The sequence below is a fragment of the Janibacter alkaliphilus genome, assembly GCF_013408565.1.
Classification (GTDB): Bacteria; Actinomycetota; Actinomycetes; order Actinomycetales; family Dermatophilaceae; genus Janibacter; species Janibacter alkaliphilus.
The window spans coordinates 2,005,984-2,024,422 of sequence record NZ_JACBZX010000001.1; the positions used below are offsets into that span (position 1 = coordinate 2,005,984).

15 protein-coding genes are annotated in these 18,439 nt (G+C 73.0%); 8 read left to right on the forward strand and 7 right to left on the reverse strand.

All coding sequences use genetic code 11. The features are described from left to right. Positions 1 to 48: 48 nt before the first annotated feature. The 3 genes from BJY28_RS09755 to BJY28_RS09765 form a co-directional block, all read right to left on the reverse strand. Complete coding sequence (locus tag BJY28_RS09755) at positions 49 to 645, reverse strand: cadmium resistance transporter (protein WP_179462840.1); 597 nt, start codon at positions 643 to 645, stop codon at positions 49 to 51. Then, positions 642 to 1,001, reverse strand: a complete 360-nt coding sequence (gene cmtR / locus BJY28_RS09760) for a Cd(II)/Pb(II)-sensing metalloregulatory transcriptional regulator CmtR (protein WP_179462841.1) — start codon at positions 999 to 1,001, stop codon at positions 642 to 644. Before cmtR ends, BJY28_RS09755 begins: the two co-directional genes overlap by 4 nt. A 157-nt stretch (positions 1,002 to 1,158) precedes the next feature. Beyond that, positions 1,159 to 2,052 carry a cation diffusion facilitator family transporter gene (locus BJY28_RS09765; protein WP_179462842.1) on the reverse strand — a complete coding sequence of 298 codons (894 nt, stop codon included), beginning with the start codon at positions 2,050 to 2,052 and terminating at the stop codon, positions 1,159 to 1,161. A gap of 174 nt (positions 2,053 to 2,226) precedes the next feature. On the opposite strand from BJY28_RS09765, the gene BJY28_RS09770 reads away from it, so the two are divergent. From BJY28_RS09770 to BJY28_RS09790, 5 genes are all read left to right on the forward strand, one after another. Next, entirely contained in the window at positions 2,227 to 3,045 is an 819-nt protein-coding gene (locus BJY28_RS09770) for an undecaprenyl-diphosphate phosphatase (protein WP_179462843.1), read from the forward strand. A gap of 54 nt (positions 3,046 to 3,099) precedes the next feature. After that, entirely contained in the window at positions 3,100 to 4,284 is a 1,185-nt protein-coding gene (locus BJY28_RS09775) for an aminotransferase class V-fold PLP-dependent enzyme (protein ID WP_179462844.1), read from the forward strand. A gap of 3 nt (positions 4,285 to 4,287) precedes the next feature. Further along, a complete protein-coding gene (gene mnmA / locus BJY28_RS09780) occupies positions 4,288 to 5,367 on the forward strand; it encodes a tRNA 2-thiouridine(34) synthase MnmA (RefSeq protein WP_179462845.1) in 1,080 nt (359 codons plus the stop codon). Between the two features lie 101 nt (positions 5,368 to 5,468). Beyond that, on the forward strand, positions 5,469 to 6,488 hold the full coding sequence (locus tag BJY28_RS09785) for a uroporphyrinogen decarboxylase/cobalamine-independent methonine synthase family protein (RefSeq protein WP_343037045.1): 1,020 nt from the start codon (positions 5,469 to 5,471) through the stop codon (positions 6,486 to 6,488). 463 nt (positions 6,489 to 6,951) lie between these two features. Continuing rightward, positions 6,952 to 7,209 carry a metal-sensing transcriptional repressor gene (locus BJY28_RS09790; RefSeq protein ID WP_179462846.1) on the forward strand — a complete coding sequence of 86 codons (258 nt, stop codon included), beginning with the start codon at positions 6,952 to 6,954 and terminating at the stop codon, positions 7,207 to 7,209. Between the two features lie 150 nt (positions 7,210 to 7,359). On the opposite strand, the gene BJY28_RS09795 is transcribed toward BJY28_RS09790, so the two are convergent. Beyond that, on the reverse strand, positions 7,360 to 8,859 hold the full coding sequence (locus tag BJY28_RS09795) for a long-chain-fatty-acid--CoA ligase (RefSeq protein WP_179462847.1): 1,500 nt from the start codon (positions 8,857 to 8,859) through the stop codon (positions 7,360 to 7,362). Positions 8,860 to 9,012: 153 nt separating this feature from the next. Here BJY28_RS09795 and ligA point away from each other — a divergent pair, with 153 nt between their 5' ends. Together ligA and BJY28_RS09805 are read left to right on the forward strand one after the other, a co-directional pair. Next, on the forward strand, positions 9,013 to 11,265 hold the full coding sequence (gene ligA, locus BJY28_RS09800) for an NAD-dependent DNA ligase LigA (RefSeq protein ID WP_246313382.1): 2,253 nt from the start codon (positions 9,013 to 9,015) through the stop codon (positions 11,263 to 11,265). Further along, the gene (locus tag BJY28_RS09805; protein WP_179462848.1) at positions 11,258 to 11,734 is read left to right on the forward strand and encodes a mycothiol transferase; all 477 of its coding nucleotides are present in this window, start codon (positions 11,258 to 11,260) and stop codon (positions 11,732 to 11,734) included. The genes ligA and BJY28_RS09805 overlap by 8 nt, the downstream gene beginning before the upstream one ends. 139 nt (positions 11,735 to 11,873) lie before the next feature. On the opposite strand, the gene BJY28_RS09810 is transcribed toward BJY28_RS09805, so the two are convergent. From BJY28_RS09810 to BJY28_RS09820, 3 genes are read right to left on the reverse strand one after another with little or no spacing between them, the layout of a single operon-like run. After that, positions 11,874 to 12,662, reverse strand: coding sequence for a hypothetical protein (locus BJY28_RS09810; protein WP_179462849.1), 789 nt, complete (start codon positions 12,660 to 12,662; stop codon positions 11,874 to 11,876). Continuing rightward, positions 12,659 to 13,183, reverse strand: coding sequence for a hypothetical protein (locus tag BJY28_RS09815; protein ID WP_179462850.1), 525 nt, complete (start codon positions 13,181 to 13,183; stop codon positions 12,659 to 12,661). The genes BJY28_RS09810 and BJY28_RS09815 overlap by 4 nt, the downstream gene beginning before the upstream one ends. Further along, positions 13,180 to 13,500 carry a hypothetical protein gene (locus tag BJY28_RS09820; protein ID WP_179462851.1) on the reverse strand — a complete coding sequence of 107 codons (321 nt, stop codon included), beginning with the start codon at positions 13,498 to 13,500 and terminating at the stop codon, positions 13,180 to 13,182. The genes BJY28_RS09815 and BJY28_RS09820 overlap by 4 nt, the downstream gene beginning before the upstream one ends. A gap of 127 nt (positions 13,501 to 13,627) precedes the next feature. On the opposite strand from BJY28_RS09820, the gene BJY28_RS09825 reads away from it, so the two are divergent. Further along, entirely contained in the window at positions 13,628 to 18,427 is a 4,800-nt protein-coding gene (locus BJY28_RS09825; protein WP_179462852.1) for an NAD-glutamate dehydrogenase, read from the forward strand. Positions 18,428 to 18,439 lie beyond the last annotated feature (12 nt).

The window sequence follows — 18,439 nt, forward strand, 5'->3', positions numbered from 1 at the left end:
CCTCCCGGGCATGAACCGTCAGATCCGGGGAGAGGGCGGATCCTCCCCCTAGAGGCCGAACGCGCCGCCGCCGACGAGGATGGCGACACCCAGGCCGATCAGGACGATCGGGAAGAGGATGTGCTCCCACCGTTCCAGGACCTCGGCGATGGGCTCGCGAGTGGCGACGAACTTGGCGAGCCCCACCAACACGGCGACGAGGAGCAGGAAGACGAGGCAGTAGGTGATGACAGCGGCCATGCTGATGTTGAGGAAGACCGGGACGTAGACCCCGATGTTGTCGCCCCCGTTGGCGAACGTGACACCAGCAACCGTCGCGACGGCGACGCTCTTGCCGGCCACGGCCGCGTCGTCGTCATCGCCCTCGCCGCGCAGGGCCTGCCACCCAGCCCACAGGCCCAGGGCAAGCGGGATGAGTCCGAAGTAGGGGATGGCCTCAGAGGGGAGCGCCCAGCCTGCCCCGATGGTCACCAGAACTGCGGCGGCGAGGATGCCGAGGAAGCCGAGGTATTGACCCACCAAGATCTTGGCCGTCGTCCCCGAGCGTCCCGCTCCGCGGGCGAAGAAGAGGGAGAGCACGATGATGTCGTCGATGTTGGTCGCGATGAAGAGGCCCACCGCTTGGAGCAGTGCGGTGATGGTCATGCCTGGACACTCCCGTCGTGACAGCCGGGTACCGGACAGTCGGCGTCGAGGCACGGGGCGCTCTCGTCGACGGCCAACTTCACCTCGACCAACTCGGTGAGCGCGCGTGCCAGATGCGGGTCAGCGATCTCGTACAGAGCCTGGCGGCCCTCGTGGGTGGCGACGACGATTCCGCAGTCGCGGAGGCAACCCAAGTGGTTGGAGACATTCGAGCGCGTCAGGTCAAGGTCGCGCGCGAGGTCTGCTGGATGCGCGGCGTGCTCCAGCAACGCCAGGAGTATCCGAGAACGCGTGGGGTCGGCCAACGCACGACCCAGACGACGCATCGCGTCCAGTCGAGAGGGAAATGTCAGCATGTACTGAACAATACAGCGTTCTATGAACTATGCTCGAATCGTGGTCAAGTCAACGAACGGGGCCGCCGAGTCGGTCCCGCAAGGGCTATTCACAGACTTCGAATACGTGACGTTGCCAGTATCGAGCTCGTCGGGGCCGGGCGCTGACCGCTCCGCCTCACCAGCCCACGTCGTCGCACCCGGTGTGCGTGCGCGGCTCCACCTGCACGGTGGAGTGGGCGATGCCGAAGCGCTCCCGCAGCACCGTCTCCGACGCGTCGAGGATGTCGTGGTGGTCGGCGCCGGGCTCGACCGCGACGTGCGCGGTGGCCACGTCCATCCCCGAGGTGAGGGTCCACACGTGCACGTCGTGCACCTCGACCACGCCGGGGGTGCCGGCCAGCGCCTGCTCGACGTCGCTGGGGTGCGCCCCGGCGGGGGCGTGCTGACCGAGCACGCCGAGCACCTCGCGCCCGAGCATCACCGCGCGGACGACGATGAAGGCGGCGATGAGCAGCGCCACGACGGTGTCCCAGACGCCGTCGCCGGTGAGCGCGACGAGACCGCCGGCGACGAGCACCCCGACCGAGCCGAGGGTGTCGGCGAGCACCTCGAGGTAGGCGCCCTTGACATTGATCGACTCGGACGCGCCGCCGCGCAGCAGCACGACGGTGACGAGGTTGATGACCAGACCGAGCGCGCCGACGAGCAGCATCGCCCCGGTGGCCGGCTCGGCCTCCTCGCCGCGGCGGCCCAGCGCCTCGACGAGCACGAAGGCGGCGACCGCGAGCATGATGAGCGCGGCCAGCCCCGCGGCGAAGACCTCCGCCCGGTAGGAGCCGAAGGTGCGCCGACCGGTGCGGTCCGGCCGGGTGGCCAGCGCGGTGGCGGTCACCGCCGCGCCGAGCGCGACGACGTCGGCGGCCATGTGACCCGCGTCGGAGAGCAGCGCCAGCGACCCGCTGCGCAGGGCGGCGACCAGCTCGACGACGAAGAAGGTGGCGACCAGCCCCAGGGCCAGCTGCAACCGCCAGCGGTGCTGCCCGGTCGCGCTCCCGTGCGAGTGGCTCATCCCGTCCCCTTCGTCGTCCCGGTCTGCACCGCCGGAGTCATATATATATATGAAGAACTGTGCAGATGTGCATATGTTGGCACGGCGTCCGCGTGTCCGTCCACCCGGTGGACGCCGCACCGTCCGCGGGCACCTACCCTGTCCCGGGACCAGACGTGAGGCGAAGGGCGAGGAATGGACTGGCTGCAGGCCGTCGTGCTGGGCATCGTGCAGGGACTGACCGAGTTCCTGCCGATCTCCTCCAGCGCGCACATCTCGATCGTCGGGCGCTTCTTCGGCGAGGACCCGGGCTCGGCCTTCACGGCGATCACCCAGCTCGGCACCGAGGCCGCCGTGCTCGTCTACTTCCGCAAGGACATCGTCACCATCGTCACCGCCTGGTGTCTGGCGATCGCCGGCAAGCGCCCGCACAGCGACCCCGATGTCCGCCTCGGCTGGATGGTCATCGTCGGCTCGATCCCGATCGGGGTGCTCGGCCTGGCCTTCCAGGACGTCATCACCGGACCGGCCCGCAACCTCTGGGTCACCGCGACCATGCTGCTCGTCTTCGCCATCGTCATCGGCATCGCCGACGCCCAGGCCCGGCAGAGCAAGGAGCTGCGCCAGCTCACCGTGCGCGACGGCATCTTCTACGGCCTCTGGCAGGCGCTGGCGCTCATCCCCGGCGTCTCCCGCTCCGGCGGCACCATCGCCGGTGGTCTCTTCATGGGCTACACCCGCGAGGCGGCGGCCCGCTACTCCTTCCTGCTGGCCATCCCGGCGGTGCTGCTCTCGGGCTTCCAGCAGCTCTTCGACATCGCCGACGACCCGGTCGAGCCGGCCTGGGGGCCGATCGCGCTGGCGACGCTGATCTCCTTCGCCATCGGCTACGCGGTGATCTCGTGGCTGCTGCGCTACATCTCCACGCACGACTTCAAGCCCTTCGTCATCTACCGGATCGTGCTCGCGCTGGTGCTCTTCGCGCTGCTGGGCACCGGCACCATCGCCGCCTGAGGGGCACCCCTGCGGGCGTGAGCGGGCGGGCGCACCGCGCGTACCATCGAGCGGGTGAGCACCTACCTCGACCACGCGGCGACCACGCCGATGCTGCCCGCCGCCCGTGAGGCGATGGCCGAGCGGCTCGGGGTCACCGGCAACGCCTCCAGCCTGCACGGCGCCGGGCGTGAGGCCCGCCGGGTCGTCGAGGAGTCCCGGGAGCGCCTCGCCGAGCTCGTCGGCGCCCGCCCCAGCGAGATCATCTTCACCTCCGGCGGGACCGAGGCCGACAACCTGGCGGTGAAGGGCGGGTACGCCGCCGTCCGCCAGGCCGACCCGCACCGCCGACGGGTCATCACCTCGGCCGTCGAGCACCACGCCGTCCTCGACTCGGTGGACCACCTCGTCGAGCACGAGGGCGCCGAGGCCACCCTGGTCCGGCCGGGGGAGTGCGGCACCGTGCAGGTCGCCGACGTCCGCGCCGCCGTCGAGACCGACCCCGCCGACGTCGCCCTGGTCAGCGTCATGTGGGCCAACAACGAGGTCGGCACCGTCCAGGACGTCGCCGCCATGGCCGAGGTGGCCCACGAGCACGGGCTGAGCATGCACTCCGACGCCGTGCAGGTGCTCGGCCACCTGCCGCTCGACTTCGCCGCCAGCGGGCTGGACCTGATGAGCCTCAGCGCGCACAAGGTCGGTGGCCCGGTCGGCATCGGCGCCCTCGTCGCCCGTCGGGACGCCCGGCTGCTGCCGCTGACCCACGGCGGCGGGCAGGAGCGCGGCGTGCGCAGCGGCACCCTCGACGTGCCTGCGATCGTCGGCTTCACCACCGCCGTCGCGCACGCGGTCGCCGACCTCGAGCAGGAGAGCGCCCGGGTCGCCGCGCTGCGCGACCGCTTCCTCGCCGGCACCCAGGAGCTCGACCTGGACATCCGGGTCACCGGCTGCTGGGAGCCCGGCGACGTCGCCACCCGACTGCCCGGCAACGCGCACATCACCATCCCCGGCGCCCAGGGCGACTCGCTGCTCTACCTGCTCGACGCCGCCGGCATCGCCTGCTCGACCGGCTCCGCCTGCCAGGCCGGGGTGCCGCAGCCCAGCCACGTCGTGCTGGCCATGGGGCGGACCGAGGCCGAGGCGCGTGGCTCGCTGCGGGTCTCCTTCGGGCACACCTCGACCGAGGCCGACGTCGACGCCGCGCTGACCGCCCTCCCGGACGCCGTCGCCCGCTCCCGGCGGGCCAGCGGCGCCGCCTGAGCGATGCGGGTCGTCGCCGCGATGAGCGGCGGGGTGGACTCCGCCGTCGCCGCCGCCCGGATGCTCGAGGCCGGGCACGAGGTCGTCGGCGTGCACCTGGCGCTCGCCCGCAAGGCCGCCACCCTGCGCGAAGGGGCCCGCGGCTGCTGCACGATCGAGGACGCCGGCGACGCCCGCCGGGTCGCCGACCGGCTGGGCATCCCCTTCTACGTGTGGGACATGGCGGCCGACTTCCAGCGGGAGGTCATGGAGGACTTCGTCGCCGAGTACGAGGCCGGGCGCACCCCCAACCCGTGCCTACGGTGCAACGAGAAGATCAAGTTCGCCGCGCTGCTGGACAAGGCGCTGGCGCTCGGCTTCGACGCGGTGGCCACCGGGCACTACGCCCAGATCGTCGACGGGCCGGCCGGGCGCGAGCTGCATCGCGCGCTGGACGAGGCCAAGGACCAGTCGTACGTGCTCGGGGTGCTCGACGCCGACCAGCTGGCCCGGGCGTTCTTCCCGCTCGGTGACACGACGAAGCCGGACATCCGCGCCGAGGCGGCCGAGCGCGGCTTCTACGTGGCGAGCAAGCCGGACAGCCACGACATCTGCTTCATCGCCGACGGCGACACCCGCGGCTGGCTCACCGAGCGGCTCGGCGAGCAGCCCGGCGACATCGTCGACGCCGGCAGCGGCGCGGTCGTCGGCCAGCACGCCGGCGCCTACGGCTTCACCGTCGGGCAGCGTCGTGGGCTCGGGCTGGACCGCTCCTCGCTCGACGGCGAGCCGCGCTACGTCACCGCGGTGGATGCCGGCACCCGCACCGTGACCATCGGCACCGCCGACCTGCTCGGGGTCGACCTCCTTGAGGCCGACCACCTCCGCTGGTGCGGACCGGCCCCGGTCGGGCCGGTGCGGGTCGGCGCCCAGCTGCGGGCGCACGGCAGCGAGACCGGCGCCCTGGCGCAGGTCGACGGCGACCGGCTGCAGGTGCGCCTGGACGAGCGGGTGCGCGGGGTCGCGCCGGGGCAGTCGGTGGTGCTCTACGAGGGGACCCGGGTGGTCGGGTCGGCGACGATCACCGAGGCCGGGCGCGGCTGAGGTCGGCGCGTGGCGCTGAGCGGCTCGGGGCGCGCGGGGGCTGAGACCGGCGCACGAGCGGGTGCTCCGGGCCGATCGCGGTCACCGGGTACGGTCGGCCGGTGACCGCCCATTCGCTGCCCTCCGACGTGCTCACCGCCGGGCCGCTCGCCTCGGGCATCGGCTCGCTGCCCGGCACCGACGTCCGTGAAGCGGTGCGGACCGTCCGCGACCTGCTCGGCGATCAGCTGCCCTACCTCCCGGAGACCCCGGCGCGGGGGCCTGGTGCCGACATGATCGGCCGGGCCGTCGGGCTGCTGCCCGGGCTGCACGTCGACCGCCAGCCGGCCGGGTGGCGTTTCGTCGACCGCCCCGGCAAGGACGCCTCCCGGACCGCGGCGCTGCGCCGCCAGGACCTCGACGAGCTGGCCGAGGCCTACGACGGGTGGACCGGCCCGCTGAAGGTCCAGGTCGCCGGCCCGTGGACGCTGCTCGGCACCGTCGAGCTGACCCGGGGCGAGCGGGCCGCCGCCGACCCGGGCGCCCGCCGCGACGTCGTCGCCTCGCTGGCCGAAGGGGTCGCCGCTCACCTGGCCGAGGTGGCCCGGCTGGTGCCCGGAGCCCGGCTGGTGCTGCAGATCGACGAGCCCGGGCTGCCCGCGGTGCTCGACGGGCGGCTGCCCACCCGCTCCGGGTACGGGCGGCTGCGCGCGGTCGACCGGGCCGAGGTCCGCGACGGGCTGCGCGAGGTGCTGGGCGGTGCGGGGGAGCGCGAGACGGTCGTGCACTGCTGCGCGGCCGAGGTGCCGGTGCGGCTGCTCACCGAGGCCGGCGCTCACGGTGTCGCGCTGGACACCGGCCTGCTCGCAGGGCCGGGCTGGGAGCAGCTGGCCGAGGCGGTCGAGTCCGGCCACCGGGTGTGGGCCGGGATGCTGCCCACCGACGCGGCGCCGGAGCCGCGGGCCGCGGTCGCCCGGTTGCTCGGCGCGTGGGACCGGGTGGGGCTGGAGCGGGCCCGGCTGCGCCAGGTCGTGGCCACGAGCGGGTGCGGGCTGGCCGGGCTGGCGCCCTCGGCGGCGGTGGTCTCGCTGCGTGCGGCGGTGGCGGCGGCCGACGAGCTGGGTGGTGCGGTCGAGGGCTGACCCCCTTCGCCCTCCCTGCACGCCCTCTTCGCCCTCCCCTACGCCGCGGGCTACCACGCAGTAAGTGCTGCGATCGCGACACTTACTGCGTGGTAGCTCGCGATGTGCGGGTCGCTCGTCGGGAGGGGGATGCGCCGTCGGGCGCGGGTCGCGGTGGAGGTATCCGAGGTCGGTGGAGGTGTCTGGACGCGCTGGGGCGCGTGCCATCACCTCCACCCGTGTCCTTCACATCCACTCATTCACCTCCACCCCAGCCAGCCCCTCACCCCCAGCCCCTCACCTCCACCCCTCAGACCACCCGCCCCCAGAGCCCCTGCCCGGCCGACCGCTGAGCGAGCGCTCACCCCCTTCCGCCGCAGTCTTTGTCCCGCAGACCGCGACAACATGCCGAACGTGCTCCTCGCAGATACACTCACCGAAGCCCGTCAGGGCATCAGTACCGACCCGGGGGGAGGTGGCCCACGTGGCCAACGACGAGACCGACCTGCAGCACGTCGTGCGCCGGCTCAAACGAGCGCAGGGACAGATCGGCGGGATCATCGCGATGATCGAGTCCGGCCGCAGCACGCAGGAGGTGGTGACCCAGGTGGCCGCCGTCTCCAAGGCGATCGACCGCGCCGGCTTCGCGGTCATCGCCACCGGGCTGCGCCAGTCGGTGAACGATCCCGACTCCGGGGTCGACATGGACCAGATGGAGAAGCTCTTCCTCTCGCTCGCCTGAGCCGCGCCGGCACGAACGACCGTCCGGACCAGCGGCCACCGGAACCATCTGCGGCGGTGGTCCGCACCGAAGAGCACGACGAAGGGGGCGCCCGCCTCGGGGGGAGGAGGGCGCCCCCTTCGTCATGGGGACGGCCGTGGCCGACGCCGGTCAGGCCTGCGGCGGGTGCACCTCGCGGCGCAGGATCTTGCCGGTCGGGCCCTTGGGCAGCTCGTCGAGCTGCCAGATGTGCCGCGGGTACTTGTACGCAGCCAGGTTGTCCTTGACGTACTGCTGGATGTCCTCGAGCGAGCTGGACGCGTCCGGCTTCAGCGAGACGGCGGCGCCGACCTGCTCGCCCATCTCGGCGTCCGGCACCCCGACGACAGCGGCCTCGACGACGTCCGGGTGGCTGTAGAGCACCTCCTCGACCTCGCGCGGGTAGATGTTCATCCCGCCGCGGATGATGAGGTCCTTCTTGCGGTCGACGATGGTGTAGTAGCCGTCCTCGTCGACGGTGGCCAGGTCGCCGGTGCGGAACCAGCCGTCCGGGATGGCCGCCTTCGTCTCCTCCGGCTTGTTCCAGTAGCCCTTCATGATGTTGTCGCCACGGATGACGATCTCGCCGACCCCCTCGCCGGGCGGCACGTCGTTGCCGTCGGCGTCGAGCAGCTTCATCTCGCAGCCGGGGATGGCCCGGCCGATGGTGCCCGGCTTGGTCGGGGCGTCGGGCATGTTGAAGGAGGCCACCGGCGAGGTCTCGGAGAGGCCGTAGCCCTCGAGGATCTGCGCCTCGAAGGTCTTCTCGAAGCTGCGCATGGTGTCCTCCGGCAGCGCCGAGCCGCCCGAGGCGCACACCCGCAGCGTCGAGGTGTCCGCGGTGGCCGCGTCCGGGTGACCCACCATGGCGCCGTACATCGTCGGCACCCCCTGGAAGATCGTCACCTTGTCGCGCTCGACGACCTGCAGCGCCTTGCCGGGGTCGAAGCGGGGGATGAGGGTCAGGGTCGCGCCGGTGCGCACCGAGGCGTTGAGGCCGCAGGTGAGGCCGAAGACGTGGAAGAGCGGCAGGCAGCCCATGATGACGTCGTCCGGGGTCATCTCCATGATGACCTCGCTGCTGCGCTTGGCGTTGAGGTCGAGGTTCTTGTGGGTCAGCTCGGCGCCCTTGGGCCGGCCGGTGGTGCCGGAGGTGTAGAGGATCACCGCGGTGTCCTCGTCGTCGCGCTCGACCGGGGTGGCGATCGGGTCGCCCGGGGGCAGGTCGTCCTCGCTGGGGCCGACCGGACCGGAGACGACGACCTTCGTCGGGGTGCCCTCGGAGCCGCGGCGGGCCTCCTCGGCGAAGTCGCCCCAGACGAAGGACAGCTTGGCACCGGAGTCGTTGTAGAAGTACTCGATCTCGTTCGCCTTGAGCAGCGGGTTCATCGGCACCACGGTGCCGCCGGCCAGCAGGGCCCCGTAGAAGAGCACCGGGAAGGCGGGCACGTTCGGCAGGATGAGGGAGACCCGGTCGCCCGGCTCCAGCCCGGCGGCCCGCATCGCGCCGGCGGCCTGGGCGGCCAGCCCGTGCAGCTGCCCGTAGGTCAGCTCCGCGTCGTCCAGCTTGATGGCGACCTTGTCGGGGTGGTTCTGGGCCGTGGTGACGAGGTTCGTCGCCAGGTTGGTCATCGTCGACTCCTGTGACTCGGTGAGTGGTTGCGCCCATCTTCGCTGGTGGGGTGGCGCGAAGGGAAGGGGGCCCCTGCCCACCACCGGCGGGTCCCGGTGTGCGAGATGCACTCCGGGCCTGCTTCGGCGGCGATGTCGGTGGGGTGCGGCAGGATGAGCCGGGTGAGCGAGGACATCCCCACCGACGAGGCCGCCCAGGCCGCCGCCGAGACCCCGGACCAGGTGCCCGAGGAGATCCGCGGCGAGTGGACCGAGCTGGCCGAGCAGGCCACCGCCGCCCAGTTCGCCTACCACGTGCGGGACGCGCCGACGATCAGCGACGGCGCCTACGACGGGCTGATCCGGCGGCTGCAGGAGATCGAGCAGGCGCACCCCTCGCTGCGCACCCCGCAGAGCCCGACCCAGCAGGTCGGCGGCGCCACCGCCTTCTCCACCGACTTCACCGCGGTCGACCACCTGGAGCGGATGCTCAGCCTGGACAACGCCTTCACCGCCGAGGAGATGGCCGAGTGGGCCGCCCGGGTCGAGCGCGAGGTCGGCACCGGGCAGCACTACCTGTGCGAGCTGAAGATCGACGGCCTGGCGGTCAACCTGCTCTACGAAGGGGGTCGGCTGACCCAGGCGCTGACCCGCGGCGACGGGCGCACCGGCGAGGACGTGACGATGAACGTGCGCACCATCGCCGACGTCCCCGAGCGCCTCGACGACAGCGAGCACCCGGTGCCGGACCTCGTCGAGGTCCGCGGCGAGGTCTTCTTCCCGCTGGCGGACTTCGCCGAGCTCAACGCCAGCCTCGTCGAGGCGGGGAAGGCCCCCTTCGCCAACCCGCGGAACAGCGCCGCGGGATCGTTGCGGCAGAAGGACCCTCGGGTCACCGCGACCCGGCCGCTGCACATGCTTGTGCACGGCATGGGCCGCCGCGAGGGCTTCGACATCGACAGCCAGAGCCACGCCTACGAGCTGATGACCGGCTGGGGGCTGCCCACCTCGCCGTACTACCGGGTGCTGGCGACGATGCCCGAGGTGCTCGCCTTCATCGACGAGGTCGAGGCGCAGCGGCACGACTACACCCACGAGATCGACGGGGTGGTCGTCAAGGTCGACGAGATCGCCGTGCAGCGGCGGCTGGGCTCGACCTCACGGGCGCCGCGGTGGGCGATCGCCTACAAGTACCCGCCCGAGGAGGTCAACACCGTCCTGCGCGACATCCAGGTCAACGTCGGCCGGACCGGACGGGTCACCCCCTTCGGCGTCATGGAGCCGGTGACCGTGGCCGGCTCGACGGTCAGCCTGGCGACCCTGCACAACGCCCACGAGGTGCGGCGCAAGGGCGTGCTCATCGGGGACACCGTCGTGCTGCGCAAGGCCGGCGACGTCATCCCCGAGATCCTCGGTCCGGTCGTCGACCTGCGCGACGGTAGCGAGCGCGAGTTCGTCATGCCCACGGAGTGCCCGTCGTGCGGCACGACGCTGGCCCCGCAGAAGGAGGGGGACAAGGACATCCGTTGCCCGAATGCGCGCACCTGCCCCAGCCAGCTGCACGAGCGGCTCTTCTCGCTCGCCGGGCGGGGGGCCTTCGACATCGAGGCGCTGGGCTGGGAGGGCGCGGTGGGGCTGCTCGACTCCGGCGTGCTCACCGACGAGTCCGGGCTCTTCGGGCTGACCGCCGCCGACATCGCCCGGGTGCCGCTCTACACCCGCGCGGCGAAGAAGGGCGACGACCCCGATCTCGTGCACGACGGGCGGGTGCTCTCGGCCAACGGCGCCAAGCTCGTCGCCAACCTCGACCAGGCCAAGGACCAGCCGCTGTGGCGGGTGCTCGTCGGGCTCTCGATCCGGCACGTCGGGCCGACCGCGGCCCGCGCGCTGGCGCAGCACTTCGGGTCGATGGCCGAGATCCGGGAGGCGGACGAGGAGGCGCTCGCCGCGGTCGAAGGGGTCGGCCCGACGATCGCGGCCTCGGTGCGGGAGTGGTTCGACGGGGAGGGCAACGACTGGCACCGGGCGATCGTGCAGCAGTGGGCGGCCGACGGCGTGCGGATGGAGGACGTGCGCGACGAGAGCACCCCGCGCACCCTCGAGGGGGTCACGGTCGTCGTCACCGGCTCGCTGGAGGGCTACTCCCGGGACAGCGCGAAGGAGGCGATCCTCGCCCGTGGCGGCAAGGCCTCCGGCTCGGTGAGCAAGAAGACCGACTGGGTCGTCGTCGGTGAGGGCGCCGGCAGCAAGGAGGACAAGGCGCGCGAGCTGGGGCGACCGATCCTCACCGAGGAGCAGTTCGGCGAGCTGCTCGAGACGGGTGCGGTGGCCGCCTTCGCGGCGGGCGACGGTGAGGGCGCCGCCGACGGCTCGGACGCCGCTGCCGACGGTCCGGAGGAGGGCGCGGCGGGGGAGCAGGGTGGCTGAGGGCATCGACCGGCAGACCGCGCAGTGGTACGTCGACACCGCGCTGGCGAAGCTGATGTCCCGCGCCGACGAGCTCGGCGACGACCTGGTCTCGGTACGCCCCGACCTCGAGGGGGCGAACAGCGTCTTCGCGCTCGTCACCCACTGCTGTGGGGTGCTCGAGCACTGGGGCGGGGCGATCATCGCCGGCCGCGAGGTGGCCCGGGACCGGTCCGCCGAGTTCCGCGCGGAGGGCAGCATCGCGCAGCTGGAGGCCATGGTCAGCGCGCAGCGATCCCGGTGGCTGCGCGACCTCGCGGACTATGACGCAGGTGCGCCGCCACGGGTCGAGCCGCGTCGTCACGACGGGGACCCGGAGACGATCACCCAGGGCTGGGTGGTGCTGCACGTCCTCGAGGAGCTCTACCAGCACCTCGGCCACGTCGAGATCACCGTCGACCTGGTGCGCGCCGCGCACCCCGCGGGGTGACCAGGCATTCACCGTCTGAGCGGTGCCGACGGCGCCACAGACGCTCACCTTGGCCGCATCCCCTCAGGTTGCAACCTGAGGGGATGCAGCTGCCTAGGGGGTTGCGGGAGAGAAGTGGGAGGGGAGGGGAGGCGAGGGGTCAGCGGTCGAGGAGCCAGCTGATGAGGAAGGCGACGGGGACGATCACCAGGGCGGAGGCGCCGATGCCGCCGATGATCAGGGCGGTGCGGGTCTCGGCGTCCAGCGCGGTGCGCCAGCCGGCCCGCTTCAGCACCTCGCGGATCGGCTCGTTGAGCTCGCTGGTGGAGAAGGAGTGGTCGACCCGCTTCTTCATCCCGTCCGGACCCATCCCGTACTCGACACGCCGCTGCGCACCCCACTGCCGGCCGCTGCGCACCGCGATCCGGGCCCCGATCTGGCGCACCCCGGCGACCGTCTCCACGCTGTGCGTGGCGTCGTTGCGGCGCAGCACGCCCGGTGAGCTCTCGGTGAGCGTGACCACCATCGTCTGGTTGATGCCGCGCACGGTCGCCAGGTGCTGCCAGCGGGCGTCCAGCAGGTCGGCGTGCACCCGGACCATCCCCGGCCCGGCGAGCACCACGTGCCCGCTCCCGTCGAAGGCGGCCGCCAGCCCGGCCACCAGGGCCGGGAAGGGCCAGCGCCCGCCGTCCTCGGCCGGCGGCGGCGGAGGCCCGCTCGGCGGCGGCACCGGCCGCAGCGCGTCCTCGGCGTCCGGGTCGCTCTGCCGCAGGAAGGAGATCAGGCCGATCCCGGCGATGATCGCCACGCCGACCCCGATGACCAGCGGCGCCAGCGCCCACCAGCCACCGCCGGCCGACAGCACGATGACGGCGGCCACGATCCCGCCCACCCCGAAGAGCAGGACGAAGGCGCTCATCTGGACGATCTTCGTGCGGCGTCCGGTCACAGCATCCTCCGGATCTCGGTGAGGGTGCGCCGCGCCTGGGCGCACTCGCGGGTCAGTCGGGAGCGGCACCGCCCGATCGTCGAGACGCACGCGTGCAGCCGCCGCTCCAGCTGCTCGCGCACCTGCTCCTGGGCCTGCGGGTCGGTGCGCTCGTCGACGGTGCCGGTGATCCCCCACGCCGGGGCGACGGTGCCGTCGCGCACCTGCAGCCCGCGCCGGGCGGCCTCGTCCTCCAGCCGCTGCAGCGCCGCGACCTGCTCGGCCAGGTCTGCGGCCGCGTGCTGCAGCGCGCCCGCGCTCTCGGTCAGCACCCGGGAGGTCGCCTGCAGCGTCTGCTGCACCCCCTCGGTCCGGCGGCGCCGGTCGACCGGCACCCGGACCGGGGCGTCCGCCAGGTCGGCGCGGGCCCGACCCACCCGCTCCGCCTCGGCCGCGAGCGAGACCGCGGCCGAGCGCAGCGTCGCCGCGAGCGCGCTCACCGAGCCCGGGTCGCCCAGCAGCACCCGGGTCGAGCCGCTCACCGGCGCCCCTGACGGGCCGCGGGCGCGGCGCTGGTGTCCGGGGCGGCCGCGTCCGCCGGGGTCACTGTGCGCGGTGACCCGTCGTCCGCCGGCCCGCCGCCGAGCGCGGCCAGGCCGAGGGTGAGCTCCTGGGTGGTCGCGCTGACCTCGCGCAGCACGCCGGCGATCTCGTCCACCAGCCCGTCGACCGCGTCCTGGGTGCTCCGGTCGCCGAGCACGGCGAGGGTGTCCAGCAGCTCCTCGGAGGCGGCCTCGGCGGTGCGCCCGGCGCACCCGAGGGCCTCGGCGAGGGCGGCGATCTCTGCAGGACGGGCCATGACCAGGCCAGGGTAGCGGCGTCGTGGCCCGAGCCGGCTGAGGCATCCACACCGCTGGCGCTAGCCTGAGGTGCAGCGGGACAGCGAGGTCCCGCGCACGCGAGCCGCAGACCCGAGGATGCCCCCGATGGCCCAGCCGCCTGCCGAGACCGCCCGAGACGACGAGGGCGCGGCGACCGCCGCGTCCGGCGAGCCCGACCCCGCCTTCGTCGCCCGCTACACCCGGCACGTCGCCGACGACCTGCTCGCCGACACCGGCGCGGAGTCGCTGGCCGCGATGGCCCGGGTGCACCGGGAGATGGCCCGGTCGCGGCCCGACGGTCAGACCCTCGTCGCGGTCGACGACGGGGTGCTGCACATCGTCACCGACGACCGCCCCTTCCTCGTCGACTCGGTGCTCGGGGCGCTGGCCCACGACGGCGTGGACGTCGGGCTCATGCTGCACCCCCGCTTCGTCGTCCGCCGCGACGAGCACGGCACCCTCACGCAGATCCTCGACGAGGAGCCCGAGGCCGGCCAGGGCGAGTCGTGGATCCGGATCGCCGTCGACCCCGCGGTCGACCCGGAGCAGCTGCGCCAGCGGGTCGTCGGCGTCCTGGCCGACGTCCGGGCCGCCGTGGACGACTGGCAGCCGATGCGCCGCAGCATCATCGAGCTCGCCGACCGGCTGCCCGAGGACACCCGGATCGGCACCGCCGACGAGCGCGACGCCGCCGCATCCTTCCTGCGCTGGCTGGCCGAGGACCACCTGACCTTCCTCGGCTGCCGCGACCACGTCGTCGAGATCGGCCCCGAGGGCCCCACCGTCCGGGCGCTGCCCGGCACCGGGATGGGGGTGCTGCGCGACGACGACGCCGCCGAGGCGATCACCCCGCTGGCGCTCGGCGAGGAGCACCGCCAGGAGGTCGAGCACCCGGTCACCGTCGGCAAGTCCGAGCAGGTGCTCGCGGTGCACCGGGTCACCCACCCCGACCTCGTCGCGGTGCGCTACCACGACGCCGGACGGCTCATCGAGCGCCGCTACGCCGGCCAGTTCTCCTCGACCGCCTACACCAGCTCGGTGCTGACCATCCCGCTGGTGGCCGACAAGGTCCGGGCGATCCTCGACGAAGGGGGATGGTCCACCCGCAGCCACTCCGGGGCGATCGTCATGCGGCTGCTGGAGACCTTCCCGCGGGACGAGCTCTTCCAGGCCCCGCTGGACCACCTGCGGCACGTGGTCACCCGGATCCTGCAGCTGGCCAACCAGCTGCGCACCGCGGTCTTCCTGCGCCGCGACCCCGGCGGGCGGTTCGTCACCGCGCTGGTCTACCTGCCCCGGGAGCGCTACACCACCTCGGTGCGCCGGCAGGTCGAGCACCTGCTGCGCGGGGCGACCGGTGCCGACCGGGTGACCTTCACCGCGCACGTCTCGGACGAGCCGCTGGCCCGGCTCTACTACGTGCTGCGCAGCAGCGACGGCGCGGTCACCATGCCGGACGCGGCCGCCGAGGAGCGGCTCGACGACGACATCGCCGACGCCGCGCGCACCTGGGAGGACCGGCTGCACCGCACCGCCGCCCGGCTCGTCGGGGACACCGAGGCGCGCCGCCTCGTGCTGCCCTGGCGCGGCGGCTTCCCGGTGGACTACGAGGAGGACTTCGACGCCGCGCAGACCCTGGCGGACCTGAAGAACCTCGCCCGCCTCGGCGACGGTCCCGACGAGGAGCGCTTCGCCTGCGCGCTCTACGACCCCCGCCGCGGGCACGGCGGCGGCGACGACCCGGCGGTGCGCCGCTTCAAGCTCTTCAGCATCGACACCCCGACGCTCACCGACGTCATGCCGGTCTTCCGCGACCTGGGCGTCGACGTCATCGACGAGGAGCCCTACCTGCTGCGCCGCACCGACGGGGTCGAGGTGGGCATCTACGACTTCTCGCTGCGGGTCGACGACCCGGGGCTGTGGGAGCAGTACAGCCACGAGCAGCTGCGCGAGCTCGTCGAGTCGACGCTGACCGCGGTCTGGCGCGGCCAGGCCGAGTCCGACGGGCTCAACGCGCTGGTCATCCGGGCCGGGCTCAGCTGGCGCGAGGTGGCGCTGGTCCGCGCGCTGGTCGCCTACCTGCGCCAGACCGGGGTCACCTGGGGCACCCGCAGCCTCATCTCGGCGCTGGTGGAGAACCACGGCATCGCCCGCGACCTGGTGGCGCTCTTCGAGGCCCGCTTCGACCCCGAGACCGGCGGCACCGGGCCCGCGCGGGCCACCGCCGAGCAGGAGGTGCTCGACCGGATCGAGGCCGCGCTCGAGGAGGTCGCCTCGCTCGACCACGACCGCATCCTGCGCGCCCTCGTCGGGCTGGTGCAGGCGGTCATCCGCACCAGCTACTTCGTGCGCGACGCGCAGGGCCGCCCGCTGCCGCGGATGTCCTTCAAGCTGCTGCCGGAGCGGGTACCGGACCTGCGCAAGCCGCACCCCGCCTTCGAGATCTGGGTGCACAGCCCGCAGGTCGAAGGGGTGCACCTGCGCTTCGGCGCCGTCGCCCGCGGCGGCCTGCGCTGGAGCGACCGGCGCGACGACTTCCGCACCGAGATCCTCGGCCTGGTCAAGGCCCAGCTCGTCAAGAACGTCGTCATCGTCCCCACCGGCAGCAAGGGCGGCTTCTACGCCAAGCAGCTGCCCGACCCCGCCGAGGGGCGCGAGGCCTACCAGGACGCCGGCCGGGCCGCCTACCGCTCCTTCATCTCCGGCCTGCTGGACATCACCGACAACCGGGTCGAGGGGCAGGTCGTGCCGCCGGCCCAGGTGGTCCGCCACGACGGCGACGACCCCTACCTCGTCGTCGCTGCCGACAAGGGCACCGCCACCTTCTCCGACCTGGCCAACGAGGTCTCCCAGGAGTACGGCTTCTGGCTCGACGACGCCTTCGCCTCCGGCGGCTCGATCGGCTACGACCACAAGGCGATGGGGATCACCGCCCGGGGCGCCTGGGAGTCGGTGCGCCGGCACTTCCGGGAGATGGGCCACGACACCCAGACCGAGGACTTCACCGTCGCCGGCATCGGCGACATGAGCGGCGACGTCTTCGGCAACGGGATGCTGCTCTCGGAGCACATCCGGCTGGTCGCCGCCTTCGACCACCGGCACGTCTTCGTCGACCCGGACCCGGACGCGGCCACCTCCTTCGCCGAGCGGCAGCGGCTCTTCGGGCTGGAGCGCAGCACCTGGGAGGACTACGACGCCTCGCTGATCTCCGCCGGCGGCGGGGTGTGGTCGCGCAGCCTCAAGCGGATCGAGATCAGCCCGCAGATGCGGGCCGCGCTCGGCCTGGCCGAGGAGGTCACCGAGCTGACCCCCAGCGAGCTCATCCACGAGATCCTGCAGGCGCCGGTGGACCTGCTGTGGTTCGGCGGCATCGGCACCTACGTGCGCTCGGCCGGGGAGAGCGACTCCGAGGTCGGCGACCGGGCCAACGACGCCGTGCGCGTCCAGGGATCCCAGCTGCGGGCGAAGGTGGTCGGCGAGGGCGGCAACCTCGGCGTCACCCAGCCCGGGCGGATCGAGGCCGCCGAGGCCGGCGTGCGGATCAACACCGACGCCATCGACAACTCGGCCGGGGTGGACACCTCCGACCACGAGGTGAACATCAAGATCCTGCTCGGGCAGGCCAAGGCCGACGGGGCCCTGGACGAGCCGGGCCGGGTGGAGCTGCTGGAGTCGATGACCGAGGAGGTCGCCGACCAGGTGCTGCGGGACAACTACGAGCAGAACGTGCTGCTCGGCAACGCCCGCGCCCAGCAGGGCTCGATGCTCGGCGTGCACACCCGATTCATGCACTCCCTCGAGGAGCGCGGGCTGCTCGAGCGCGAGCTGGAGGACCTGCCCAGCGACGCCGAGCTCGCCGAACGGGTCAAGGACGGGCGCGGGCTGAGCTCGCCGGAGCTGGCGGTGCTGCTGGCCTACGCCAAGATCGCCCTCTCCGGGGAGCTGCTCGACTCCGACCTGCCCGACGACCCGGCGACCGCGCAGCACCTGAGCGGCTACTTCCCGCAGCCGGTGCGCGAGCGCTTCGGCGGCGACATCGAGGCGCACCCGCTGCGCCGGGAGATCATCGCCACCTCGATCGCCAACGACCTGGTCAACCGCGGCGGCATCACCTTCGTCTACCGGGCCACCGAGGAGACCGCGGCCCGCCCGGCCGAGGTGACCCGGGCCTACCTGGTGGCCCGGGAGATCTTCGGGCTGAGCGAGTACGTCGCCCAGGTCGAGGCGCTGGACACTCAGGTACCGACCGAGCTGCAGACCCACCTCTACCTGGAGTTCCGCCGGCTGCTGGACCGGGCCTGCCGCTGGTTCCTCGCGGCGCGACCGGGGCGGCTGGACATCGCCGCCGAGATCGAGCGGCTCGGGCCGGCGGTCCGGGTGCTCGCCCCACGGCTGCCCGAGATGCTCTGCGGCGACGAGGCCGAGCGGCTCTCCGAGGACGTCGCCGAGCTGGTCGACGCGGGCGTGCCGAGCGAGCTCGCCCGCTGGAGCTGCGCCCTGCTCGACCTCTACTCGGTGCTGGACATCACCGACCTGGCCCACGAGACCGGGGAGGACCCGATGGAGGTGGCCCGGGTCTACTACACGGTCTCCGAGGCCTTCGGGGTCGATGCGCTGCTCAACGCGGTCTCCTCGCTGCCGCGGGAGGAGCTCTGGGACGGGATGGCCCGCGGGGCGCTGCGCGAGGACCTCTACGCCACCCTGGAGTCGCTGACCAGCTCGGTGCTGGCGCACAGCCCGGACGCCGGCGGGGACGCCCAGGACCGGCTGCAGCGGTGGAGCGCCGACCACGAGGAGTCGGTCGGGCGCGCCACGACGGCGATCGCCAGCATCCGACGGCTGGACACCCAGAGCATCGCCTCGCTGTCGGTGGCGCTGCGCACCCTGCGCTCGGTGACCCGCTGACCCGCTGACACC